This window comes from Chryseobacterium sp. IT-36CA2, assembly GCF_949767875.1.
Taxonomy (GTDB): Bacteria; Bacteroidota; Bacteroidia; order Flavobacteriales; family Weeksellaceae; genus Chryseobacterium.
In genome coordinates this window covers 231,265-243,375 of the sequence record NZ_CATKPG010000011.1, presented here as the reverse complement: position 1 = coordinate 243,375, position 12,111 = coordinate 231,265, and the positions used below count along the sequence as shown (strand labels likewise).

Below are 12,111 nucleotides of genomic sequence, written 5' to 3'. Positions count from 1 at the left end.
TTCAAGGATTATAAAATTCTTAGAGTGTCATAGTCTGACATCTTGTGTCTGACATCTGATATTTTACTCCTCCAATCTTACGTCTAATCCAAGACCTTGTAACTCGTGAAGTAATACATTGAATGATTCTGGAATACCTGGTTCAGGCATAGATTCACCTTTTGCAATTGCTTCATAAGTTTTCGCTCTACCAATCACGTCATCCGACTTCACAGTAAGGATCTCTCTAAGGATGTTAGATGCACCGAATGCTTCAAGTGCCCAAACCTCCATCTCTCCGAATCTCTGACCTCCGAACTGAGCTTTACCTCCTAACGGCTGCTGAGTAATCAATGAGTAAGGACCAATAGAACGTGCGTGCATCTTATCATCTACCATGTGTCCTAGTTTCAACATGTAAATGATACCTACTGTCGCAGCCTGTGTAAATCTTTCTCCGGTACCACCATCATAAAGGTGAGTGTGACCGAATTTAGGAAGACCTGCTTTCTCAGTGTACTCAGTAATCTGATCAAGACTTGCTCCATCGAAGATTGGTGTAGCGAACTTCAATCCTAGTTTTCTACCAGCCCATCCTAGAACGGTTTCGTAGATCTGACCGATGTTCATACGAGAAGGTACCCCAAGTGGATTCAATACGATATCTACTGGTGTTCCGTCTTCAAGGAATGGCATATCTTCTTCACGAACGATTCTTGAAACGATACCTTTGTTACCGTGACGTCCTGCCATTTTATCCCCTACATTCAGTTTACGTTTCTTAGCGATGTAAACTTTAGCCAACTTCATGATACCTGCTGGAAGCTCATCTCCGATTGAAATTGCGAATTTCTCACGGTTTTTAACTCCTTGGATATCGTTATATTTGATTTTGTAATTGTGAATCAATTGTTTGATCAATTCATTCTTGTCAGCGTCTACTGTCCAGTCTGCACCACTAACGTTTACATAATCTTCAACTGAAGTCAATAATTTGTGAGTGAATTTCACACCTTTACCGATGATTTCTTCGTCAAGGTCATTTTGTACCCCTTGAGAAGTTTTACCGCTTACCAGTGTATTTAATTTTTCAATTAAAGTATTTCTCAACTCATCAAACTTAGCCTTATAAGTGTTTTCAATCTCTTCAAGTCTAAGTTTTTCTTCAGTTCTTTTCTTTTTGTCTTTAATGTTTCTAGAGAACAATTTCTTGTTGATAACAACTCCTCTTAATGAAGAGTCAGCTTTCAATGAAGCATCCTTCACGTCACCAGCTTTATCACCGAAGATTGCTCTAAGAAGTTTTTCTTCAGGAGTCGGGTCAGATTCACCTTTTGGAGTAATTTTACCAATCATGATATCTCCAGGCTTCACTTCAGCACCGATTCTGATCATACCGTTCTCATCAAGATCTTTAGTAGCTTCTTCAGATACGTTTGGAATATCTGCTGTAAGCTCTTCCATACCTAATTTGGTATCACGAACTTCAAGAGAATACTCATCCACGTGGATTGAAGTAAACCAGTCTTCACGTACAACTTTCTCGTTGATTACGATTGCATCCTCGAAGTTATATCCTTTCCAAGGCATGAACGCTACTACTAAGTTTCTACCAAGAGCTAATTCTCCTTTTTCAGTAGCATAACCGTCGCAAAGTACTTGTCCTTTCTCCACTACATCACCTACTCTTACGTTTGGTCTTAGTGTAATTGTTGTACTCTGGTTGGTTTTTCTGAACTTAGTAAGTTTGTATGTTTTAGTAGCAGACTCGAATTGTACTAAATCTTCGTCTTCGCTTCTTTCATATTTAATAACAATTCTGTCAGCATCCACATACTCTACAGTACCTGTACCTTCAGCGTTAATTAAAATTCTTGAATCTCTTGCAACTTGCTGCTCAAGCCCTGTACCAACGATTGGAGCCTGTGGCTTCAATAGAGGAACGGCCTGACGCATCATGTTAGATCCCATCAATGCACGGTTCGCATCATCATGCTCCAAGAAAGGAATTAATGAAGCAGAAATACCAGAGATCTGGTTTGGTGCAACGTCGATAAGATTTACCTGTGAAGGTTCAACTACAGGGTAGTCACCATCTAATCTTGCAATAATTCTATCTGTTAAGAAATCACCGTTATCACTCAACTCAACGTTTGCCTGAGCAATTACTTTGTCTTCTTCGTCTTCTGCATTTAAGTAGATAGGATCTGCGTTAAGCTCAATCTTACCATCTTCAACTTTTCTATATGGAGTTTCGATGAAACCTAGTCTGTTGATTTTTGCATAGATCCCTAGAGATGAAATCAAACCGATGTTTGGTCCTTCCGGAGTTTCAATCGGACAAATTCTTCCGTAGTGAGTATGGTGAACGTCACGAACCTCGAAACCTGCTCTTTCTCTTGATAAACCACCAGGTCCTAGTGCAGATAATCTTCTCTTGTGAGTGATCTCTGATAGAGGGTTGGTTTGGTCCATGAACTGAGAAAGCTGGTTGGTACCAAAGAATGAGTTGATTACAGAAGTTAATGTCTTAGCATTTACAAGGTCAAGCGGAGTAAAGATTTCGTTATCTCTAACGTTCATTCTTTCCTTGATTGTTCTTGCAATTCTTGAAAGACCTACACCAAACTGACCAGCTAATTGCTCACCAACAGTTTTAATTCTTCTGTTTGATAAGTGGTCAATATCATCTACATCAGTTTTTGAGTTTACTAACTCAATTAAGTGTCTTACAATGGCAATAATATCTTCTTTTGTAAGAACTTCAGTTGTAGTTGGGATGTTTAGGCTTAACTTTTTGTTTAGTCTGTAACGTCCTACTTCACCTAAAGAGTATCTCTGCTCAGAGAAGAATAATTTTTCAATAATTCCTCTTGCTGTTTCCTCATCTGGTGGATCTGCATTTCTTAACTGACGATAAATATACTCTACCGCTTCTTTTTCAGAGTTAGTAGGGTCTTTTTGTAATGTATTCTGGATGATAGAGAATTCATTGCTGTTTTCTTTGTGAATCAGGATAGATTTCACACCAGCATCCAGGATAAGATCTAAATGTTCTTTTTCAAGAATAGTTTCTCTATCCAAGATGATTTCGTTTCTTTCGATAGAAACTACTTCACCTGTATCTTCGTCTACGAAATCTTCGAACCAAGTGTTCAATACTCTCGCAGCCAATGTTCTCCCTTCTACTTTTTTAAGGGCAGCTTTAGAAACTTTCACTTCTTCAGCAAGGTCAAAGATCTGAAGGATATCCTTATCAGATTCATAACCGATCGCTCTTAATAAAGTTGTTAATGGTAATTTTTTCTTACGGTCGATATACGCGTACATTACGCTGTTGATATCTGTTGTAAATTCCATCCAAGATCCTTTGAAAGGGATAATTCTTGAATAGTAAAGTTTGGTCCCATTCGCGTGGTAAGTCTGTCCGAAGAATACACCAGGTGAACGGTGAAGCTGCGTAACGATAACTCTCTCAGCACCGTTGATGATGAAAGAACCACTTGGCGTCATATAAGGAACCGGACCTAAGTATACGTCCTGAACCACAGTTTGGAAATCTTCGTGTTCCGGGTCAGTACAATACAATTTAAGTCTAGCTTTTAGAGGAACTGAATAAGTAAGTCCTCTTTCCACACACTCATCGATTGAATAACGTGGAGAATCAACCAGATAGTCTAAGAATTCTAATACGAATTGGTTTCTTGAATCCGTAATTGGGAAATTCTCTTGGAAAGTCTTGTAAAGAGCTTCTGTCTTTCTGGCTTCAGGAAGTGTATCAAGCTGGAAAAATTCTCTGAAAGACTCAATTTGGATATCCAAAAAGTCTGGAGTGATGATTTTTCCTTTCGCTGATGAGAAATTAATTCTCGGATTTCCTTGAGTTGTTGATTTTGTTTTACTCATAAAACTTTTAAGAAAGGGTTAAAAAATATTTTGATTCATTAAAAAATATCAGAAAAGAACAAGAAACAATATAAAAGTAAAAGGTAAAAGTGTTTTTGGCGCTCACAAAGGACCTTAGGCTCTTTTAAACTTTGTACTTGATTCTTTCTAACTGCAACACTGGTATATCTTTTCACAGCGTAATGCAAAATATTTTTATTACTTTTGAGGCTATATTACCGCAATATCTATATACACAAAATCCCCTTCATGTTTACACAATGAAAGAGTTGATTTTCAGTATTTTATAAATTTACAAACAATTTTTCGCGCCAAAAGAGGGGCAAAGATACAAAAAGTTATCCACAAAAACAAATAAATCATCTCATTTTGAGGCTCTTAAAATAAGAGAGACTGCCCAAAAATGAGCAGTCCCTCCGCAACACAAGCTAATCTTATGATTATTTCACAATAATCTTATAAGATTTTATCGTCGATTTGGTTTCTATTTTAATCATATACACCCCTGTTGGAAGTGAAGATGTATTAATACCTGTATGAGCATTAAACTTATCAGTCTTAATAACCTGTCCCTGTGCTGAGAACAAAGTATACACTCCTTCTTCTGCTGATGTAATTCTAAGATCTTCTCCAGCCTTTACAGGGTTTGGATATACTTTTACATCATTGGCTGTTTCTGTAATGTCTGTTGCAGCAATTTTCGCAGCATTGGATGCATTTTTCAACAATGAAGCATAAGGAGATAGTGGTGAATCCGGAGATCCTCTTTTCACAAGATCTGTATCTACTACAGCCTGAATACCGTCTTTATCTTTATCATTAATGATAGAAATGAATCCGCCTCCTAAAGTATCAAGATTTCCTTTTCCGATCTTATAAAGATCAAGGTCTGAACCATTGGAAGTAATATCCAGGAAGTCTGGTTTATCATCACCATCTGTATTTTTGATTGGATATTTCAATACCCCTGAATCTGGTGAAGTTTCCAGAATATCTGCAATTCCGTTTTTACCTACCGGAACATTAGCATCAATAATACCATTATGATCTGCATCAATTTGGTTGATTACTGAGTTTGGAATTCCAGATTCAAATAAATCCAGAATACCGTCATTATCAGAATCAAGATCAAGATAATTAGGAACAGAATCTCCCAATACCGGTGTTATCAGGATATCACCTTCGTTATCATCATCCTGGAATTTACCGTTTTTATCAAAATCTTCTATTGAATCAGGAATACCATCATTATCAGAATCAAGGTCACAAGCATCTACAATTCCGTCACCATCTGTATCCAGTGTAGGAGATTTGTCATTTACTGCTGTACATCCTTCTGCACAGTCAGGAATTCCGTTTCCGTTATTATCTATGCTGTCGTCTCCTCCCTGGCATTGATCAAAGCAATTGGGAACACCGTCATTATCATCATCTCTGCTTGCAAAAGCATTATAGATATAATAATTTTGAGGAAAACGAATCGCGGTTCCGCTGTTGAAAGTAATTTTAATACGATTAAAAGGTTTCGTAGCCTTTCCTCCAACGTAGAATTTATTTGAATTTGTAGTGAAGAAATTTCCACTGATAAGACTTCCTGAACTTGTGAAAGTATCTGTCAACGTATTTCCGTTATATAATGTTACGGTGATATTTTCCAGAACACTTACTCCAAGAAGGTTCCCTGCTTTTTCTACAGTGAATCCAGCCATTGTGTTGACAGGAAGCACTGCATTAGTGCCTACTGTTGCAAATGCTGAGAAAAGACTTAAGATAGATGCTGCCGGAACGGTAGCCGTTGCATAGTTGGATGGATTGTTATCCACAATAGCTTCCGGATTAGTCATTTTAGCTAAAATAAGCCCTAAGAATCCCGGACCTGAAGTCCATGCACTTCCTGTAACTAAGTTTCCTGGTACCGCAGAACCACTTGTCTGGATTTTATCATCACATTCACAAGTAATCGGTTCTTCGAAAGCATAATATACTTTCAATGCTCCTAAATTAAATCCTACGGTTTGGGTAATTTTTAATCTTACTTCATTGAAAGGCTTAGTCGTTGTTAAAGTCACTTTTTGTTTTCCTGACCCATACCCTAATACTTTAATATTGATTAAACCTCCGCCATCAGACAGTTGTTTTGAATCCTGAAGCTGACCGAAAAGATAAGTTTCTATCGTAATATTTTTTAAGAATTCTGCACTTAACAGTTTTCCCTGATCGTCCGGTTCTATAACAAAACCTGTTCTGTTTCCTGCAGGATAGATCTGGTTTTTGTCAAGAACTCCTACTGAATAAGATCCTAATAATCCTATTGGCAGCACTATTGATCCGTAAGAATTTTTATTTCCATCCCCTATTCTTTCTTTATTCTGAACATAAGAAAGCGGAGCCAGGAAACTGCTGCTTCCGGATACATTTCCATCCACACCACTTCCAGCGATGATGTCATCACAGATGCCATTGTTATCTGTAGGTACTTTTGCAGGATCAAATGCAAATGCATAATATACATTCATTGCACTGAATATGGAAAGAACATTAGTTTGATACAATCTCACTTCATCAAATTCTTTTGATGTTTTGAAGTGCAGGAAAATTCTGTTTTTGCTTCCCCCGAATGCAGGTACTGACAAAAGTGTACTGCTGGTAGTTGTCTCCTGGAGCACCCCATTTTTATAAGTACTGATTCTCAAAGAACTCAAAAGATCAACCGTAATAAAGCTTGTCCCAAGATCTACATTGAATCCGGTAATATATCCCGCAGGATAGGTTGTATTTTTGTTTTTTACAGATATTCCGTTTCCACTTAAAAGTGAAGCGAAATTGCCCATACTTACACTGTTATCAAGGCTGGCATCCACTACAGGATTCATACTTCCGTTGTAACATGCAAGACAAATCCCTGAATTGTTGACAGGTTTTGCCTCTACTCCCATCCCACGGATAGGTTCATAGCCCTGTTGTGCAAATAATACTGCAGACATCAAAAATGTCATGAGCATCACAGCTAACTTTTCGAATAATTTTCTGGTCATTTTTTATTTTTTAGGTTTGTGTTTATTTTTATTGCATTAGTAAAGTGCTTTCCAGTTGCTTCCATTACAGCCTTCATGTACTTTAGTGGTTGTATTATATCGGATTGCCCCTTCTTCAGCAGCTGTACATGCTGCATTAGCACCTGAAGCAATTCCTTTCATCTGGATCGCTGCACCTGTAGATGTAGCTGCGGTAGGAGCCATATTAATTCCTAATATGGTATCTGTTCCGTTATTCTTATTAAAGAAAACATGTTCTTTGTTGGCATAAACCAATTGTCCTGCAGCTGCCTGCCCGGAAAATCCTATTGCAAAAGCTTCTGTACCAGTGGCTGTATTGGCAGAACCTACGGCAATATTGTTCAATGAGGTTGTATTCCCACTTCCGATGGCTATCCCACCGCTGTTGTTGTGGTTATTCCCAACAGTAAGCCCAGTAAGTCCTGTTACCGTATTAACATTCCCGAAAACCAGGTTATTGGCCCCCGTAGCACTATTGTTATTTCCTATTACTTTAGCTCCATTATTAGCGGTATTATTTAATCCAATAGCTACAGCCGGAAAGTTCCCCTGTGCAGAGACTGTATTATCTTTCCCCATGGCAATATTTGAAGAGGTACTGTTGGTAAGGGTATTATTTGATCCCCATGTAAATGAAGCATAAGGTCCTGCAGCTGAATTAGAATTTCCTCCCTGCATGGTTCCATTAATATCTAATACTCCTTTTACGTTTTTCTGAGTAGCCAGAACTAAATTCTGACCATCATTAGTTCCCAGATAATTCCCGGTCCCAATATCTGTTCCCAGAGTTGCTGTTGTTGCTGTTGTTCCACCATTTCCTACAGTTCGCCAACTTCCACTTAAGCTTCCCCATTTGATTCCGTCAAAATAATAATATCCTGAAGAGATTACATCCACAGTTTGTCCCGTAGGCGCAGTTTCAGCTGCTGTTACATATACTATAGCTCCGATTTGAGCCACTGTGTAGTTTTTAGCTTTCAATTGTATCCCTGTAAGTCTTGGGGCAATCACGCCATCAAGTTTACTTGCATTAGAAGGTGATCCTACTATATCAAAGGTTGCCTGAGGCTGTCCCGTGCCAATCCCTACCTGAGCGGATATTGGTAAAACGATTGATAAAAGAGCGATGGTTAATAATTTGTTTCTCATTTCTGTTGATGTTTGCTGTTTTTATGTGTATGTGTTTTTTTGAAAGGTCACTTCTCAGGCATTCTCATTTAAATAATAAATGAAATAACAGATTGTACTGTAAGAAAGCATTAAAATTGTGAGATATAATTATGAGATAAGTGAATGGTTGGGTTTATCAGGAATCTTAATGATAAACTTAAAACCATCAACCAGTTTAATGGAATTGGTATAGAAATTTTGAACCTCATTAAATACCAGGAAAGTATTTTCTTTACAACTCAGAAATAAATGGTTCTTTTTATTCCTTATTGCAACAAATTTTATATTTCCAGGAAAGGATATCTGAATATTTTTTTTCTTAAAAAACCGGGTATTATACTGATAGTCGCTACAATATAATAAATGGGCTTTATTTTGATCAGCAGATTCTTTATTTACAGCAACCAAATCGTTGTTTTCAGCTTTAGTACACAAATGAATTGAAACATCAGCTAAGCATCGTTGCAGATGATTATTAATATCTGTACAATATGATAACTCAGGTTTCGTCATCGTTACAGATATAAACTTAGCGTTTAGTTTCCCTACAGCTGCCAAAAGCAATATAAGTGTAATCTTGTGGCCGTAGGAAAGAAAATAATTTCTATCCAATTATGTTGTGTTTTTTTTCGATACAAATATAATATTTTTTCAACCAAAACAACACTTTGTTAATAAAAATTTACATAAAATAACAAAACATGATAAAAACTAACAAAACATTATGTTAATTTTTATCAATTAATTAATAATAATAAAATTATACAAAATGCAAATCAATAATATTGAAATACAATTATTAAATAACACACGGATTTACAAAGACTTACATACAAAAAAAGCCCGGGCAAATGCCCGGGCTTCTATATTTATAATAAAATTGAAATTATTTCAATTCTACTTCAGCACCAGCTTCTTCTAATTGCTTCTTAAGAGCTTCAGCTTCGTCTTTAGAAACACCTTGCTTAATTGCAGCAGGAGCTCCGTCTACGATATCTTTAGCTTCTTTAAGACCAGCACCAGTTAAATCTTTTACTAATTTAACGATAGCTAATTTAGAAGCACCTGCAGACTTAAGAATTACATCGAATTCAGTCTTTTCTTCAGCAGCTTCACCTGCTCCACCTGCAGCAACAACTACAGCAGCAGCAGCTGGCTCAATTCCGTACTCATCCTTAAGGATAGCAGCTAATTCGTTTACGTCTTTTACAGTTAGGTTTACTAGCGTTTCAGCTAAATTTTTTAAATCTGACATTGTTGTAATGTTTTTGTTGATTATTTATTTAATTTTTTGAGTGTAATTATTCAGCAGCTGGCGTTTCGTCAGTGCTTTCTGCAGCAGGAGCTTCTGGAGCTTCAGCAGCAGGAGTTTCTTCTACCACAGGAGCAGCTTCTTCAGCTTGAGCTTCTACAGTTTCAGATTTGTTTTGAAGAGCAGAAACAACTCTTTGAATTGGAGACTGAAGTAATCCGATGATTTCACCGATCATTTCTTCTCTAGACTTGATATTTACTAAAGTATCAAGGTTGTTGTCACCAACATAGAAAGTTTCCTGTACAAAAGCAGACTTCAAAGCCGGCTTTTCTTCTTTCTTTCTAAAGTCTTTGATTAATTTTGCTGGAGCGTTAGCTGTCTCAGCAATCATTAAAGCAGAGTTTCCTTTGAAAGTTTCGAACATCTCAGAGAAGTCTACTCCTTCAATTTGCTCCATTGCTTTTTGTAAAAGTGTATTTTTTACAACTTTCACTTTGATATTTTGTTTGAAAGCTTGTCTTCTGAAATCTGAAGATTTAGCAGCGTTCAAACCATCTAGATCTGCTACGTATACTACTTTTGCATCCTGAAGCAAGTCTTTGATCTCTTGTATTGCTACAACTTTTTGGTCTTTTGTCATTGTCTTAGGATTAAATATTAGTTAACAGATTTAGTATCAATTGCAATACCTGGGCTCATTGTAGAAGACAAATAGATGCTCTTTACATAAGTTCCTTTAGCAGCAGTTGGTTTCATTTTGATCAATGTCTGGATAAGCTCCTGAGCATTTTCTTTGATCTTAGCAGCATCGAAAGATACTTTACCAATACCAGCATGGATAATACCATACTTATCTACTTTGAAATCAATTTTACCTGCTTTAACTTCAGTTACTGCTTTACCAATTTCCATTGTTACAGTTCCTGATTTAGGGTTTGGCATTAAACCTCTTGGACCTAATACTCTACCTAATGGACCTAATTTACCCATTACAGCTGGCATAGTAACGATAACGTCAACATCTGTCCAACCTTCTTTGATTTTTTGTAAATATTCGTCAAGACCTACGTAGTCAGCACCAGCAGCTTTAGCTTCTGCTTCTTTATCTGGAGTTACAAGAGCTAATACCTTAACATCTTTACCAGTACCGTGAGGAAGAGATACAACACCTCTTACCATTTGGTTTGCTTTTCTAGGGTCTACACCTAATCTTACAGCGATATCTACTGAAGCATCAAACTTTGTAGTGTTCACTTCTTTTACAAGAGCTGAACCTTCTTCAAGGTTATAGATTCTTCCTTTTTCTACTTTGCTTAAAGCTTCCTTTTGCTTTTTAGTTAATTTTGCCATTTCTTTAAGTTTTAAGCGTTAGTTGGTTTAGTTCCTGTTACTCTTAATCCCATAGATCTAGCAGTACCTGCAACCATAGAAAGAGCAGAATCCATTGTAAAACAGTTAAGATCCGCCATTTTATCTTCAGCGATTTTCTTTACTTGTTCCCAAGTTACAGAACCTACTTTGTTTCTGTTTGGTTCACCAGAACCTCCCTTGATCTTAGCTGCATCCATTAACTGAATTGCTGCAGGTGGAGTTTTAATAATGAATTCAAAAGATTTGTCTTCATATACTGTAATTACTACAGGTAAAACTTGCCCTGGCTTATCTTGGGTTCTTCCGTTAAATTGCTTACAAAACTCCATGATGTTCACACCTGCAGAACCCAATGCTGGACCTACTGGTGGAGAAGGGTTAGCTGCGCCACCTTTCACCTGAAGCTTTACCATTTTAAAGACTTTCTTAGCCATTGTTTGTTTTTTAAATTTGAATAATTAATGAGTTTGGAAGCATTTATTATTCAGTAGGTTATGCACTCACATAACAATAAACCTACTTTTTGGACTGCAAAAGTATAAAATATTTTTGAAATAGCAAACGGAAATTGCTGATTTTTAAAAAGTTTAAGAAAAAAAAATTAAGAAACCTTCAATTCATTTTTCGAATCTTCCCTGAGAAAACAAAAACGACTATTTACAGTAAATAGTCGTTTAATATATTTATTAAAGTAGAAACTTATTAAAACCCTGAAGGCTTACTAATCGTCTGAGTAGAACCATCCGTTCCTCCAAGGTTAGCATTGATATCACTGATATTTTGTTTTTCAATCAATCTTCTATATGCCATCAGATAAAGATCAACAGTAAAATTATTATAATTTCTTGGTGGCGGATTAGAAGTTGTAGCAATAATTCTGCTATCTGTAAATCTTGCTTTAATATGCCAAGTTCCGTTATTTTTGAAGGCAACAACCTCCGGAGAACCTTGTTTATTATCATTCACACCATTGTCACCATAATCAAGCATTACATTGGTAGTTCCGTCATTCAGTTTGAATGAATAGTTGTGAAGTATAACCAGAAAATTGTTTGCATCAATTTTGGTGTCATAATCTGCAATTCCTGCACCGGATACACCGGTAAGGGTAAGCTTAATGTAATTAAATAATCCACTGCTTTCTAAAGCCGGATCATATAGCTGCAGTCCATTCTGTGAAGTCGCCAAGAAGCTACCTCCTGTCATGGTAGGTTCTCCCGGATTTCTCAGATATAAAGAATTCGTATAGGTCTTTCCGTTGACGTCTAGTGTTTCTGCAGGGTTTGTTGTGTTTATCCCTACTTTTCCTATCTGGGCATTTAAAAATATCCCAAAGCACATGATTATTGTGATATAAATTTTCCTTTTCATATT

The 12,111-nt window shown here is 36.8% G+C and carries 9 protein-coding genes; all 9 read right to left on the bottom strand.

Annotation, left to right across the window (positions count from 1 at the left end):
• Positions 1-63: 63 nt before the first annotated feature.
• The 9 genes from rpoB to ACM6F9_RS01910 all read right to left on the bottom strand — a co-directional run bounded on the left by rpoB (position 64) and on the right by ACM6F9_RS01910 (position 12,108).
• Positions 64-3,885, bottom strand: coding sequence for a DNA-directed RNA polymerase subunit beta (rpoB, locus tag ACM6F9_RS01950; RefSeq protein WP_105701287.1), 3,822 nt, complete (start codon positions 3,883-3,885; stop codon positions 64-66).
• Between the two features lie 440 nt (positions 3,886-4,325).
• Positions 4,326-6,920 (bottom strand): T9SS type A sorting domain-containing protein, encoded by a 2,595-nt coding sequence (locus tag ACM6F9_RS01945; protein WP_414844156.1) that lies wholly within the window; start codon positions 6,918-6,920, stop codon positions 4,326-4,328.
• Positions 6,921-6,956: 36 nt separating this feature from the next.
• Complete coding sequence (locus ACM6F9_RS01940; RefSeq protein WP_414844155.1) at positions 6,957-8,090, bottom strand: hypothetical protein; 1,134 nt, start codon at positions 8,088-8,090, stop codon at positions 6,957-6,959.
• A 129-nt stretch (positions 8,091-8,219) separates the two neighbouring features.
• Positions 8,220-8,723, bottom strand: a complete 504-nt coding sequence (locus ACM6F9_RS01935; protein ID WP_414844154.1) for a hypothetical protein — start codon at positions 8,721-8,723, stop codon at positions 8,220-8,222.
• Positions 8,724-8,997: 274 nt separating this feature from the next.
• The gene (rplL, locus tag ACM6F9_RS01930) at positions 8,998-9,366 is read right to left on the bottom strand and encodes a 50S ribosomal protein L7/L12 (RefSeq protein WP_105701283.1); all 369 of its coding nucleotides are present in this window, start codon (positions 9,364-9,366) and stop codon (positions 8,998-9,000) included.
• Positions 9,367-9,412: 46 nt separating this feature from the next.
• Positions 9,413-10,006 carry a 50S ribosomal protein L10 gene (gene rplJ, locus ACM6F9_RS01925; RefSeq protein WP_414844153.1) on the bottom strand — a complete coding sequence of 198 codons (594 nt, stop codon included), beginning with the start codon at positions 10,004-10,006 and terminating at the stop codon, positions 9,413-9,415.
• A gap of 17 nt (positions 10,007-10,023) precedes the next feature.
• Positions 10,024-10,716, bottom strand: coding sequence for a 50S ribosomal protein L1 (gene rplA, locus ACM6F9_RS01920; protein ID WP_002976422.1), 693 nt, complete (start codon positions 10,714-10,716; stop codon positions 10,024-10,026).
• 11 nt (positions 10,717-10,727) lie between these two features.
• Entirely contained in the window at positions 10,728-11,171 is a 444-nt protein-coding gene (rplK, locus tag ACM6F9_RS01915) for a 50S ribosomal protein L11 (protein ID WP_105701281.1), read from the bottom strand.
• A gap of 268 nt (positions 11,172-11,439) precedes the next feature.
• On the bottom strand, positions 11,440-12,108 hold the full coding sequence (locus ACM6F9_RS01910; RefSeq protein ID WP_414844152.1) for a hypothetical protein: 669 nt from the start codon (positions 12,106-12,108) through the stop codon (positions 11,440-11,442).
• Positions 12,109-12,111: the final 3 nt, after the last annotated feature.

Bases quoted from the DNA above. Each gene is read 5' to 3' on its own strand.
- rpoB (WP_105701287.1), bottom strand. From the start codon at position 3,885: ATGAGTAAAACAAAATCAACAACTCAAGGAAATCCGAGAATTAATTTC.
- ACM6F9_RS01945 (WP_414844156.1), bottom strand. From the start codon at position 6,920: ATGACCAGAAAATTATTCGAAAAGTTAGCTGTGATGCTCATGACATTT.
- ACM6F9_RS01940 (WP_414844155.1), bottom strand. From the start codon at position 8,090: ATGAGAAACAAATTATTAACCATCGCTCTTTTATCAATCGTTTTACCA.
- rplL (WP_105701283.1), bottom strand. From the start codon at position 9,366: ATGTCAGATTTAAAAAATTTAGCTGAAACGCTAGTAAACCTAACTGTA.
- rplJ (WP_414844153.1), bottom strand. From the start codon at position 10,006: ATGACAAAAGACCAAAAAGTTGTAGCAATACAAGAGATCAAAGACTTG.
- rplA (WP_002976422.1), bottom strand. From the start codon at position 10,716: ATGGCAAAATTAACTAAAAAGCAAAAGGAAGCTTTAAGCAAAGTAGAA.
- rplK (WP_105701281.1), bottom strand. From the start codon at position 11,171: ATGGCTAAGAAAGTCTTTAAAATGGTAAAGCTTCAGGTGAAAGGTGGC.
- ACM6F9_RS01910 (WP_414844152.1), bottom strand. From the start codon at position 12,108: ATGAAAAGGAAAATTTATATCACAATAATCATGTGCTTTGGGATATTT.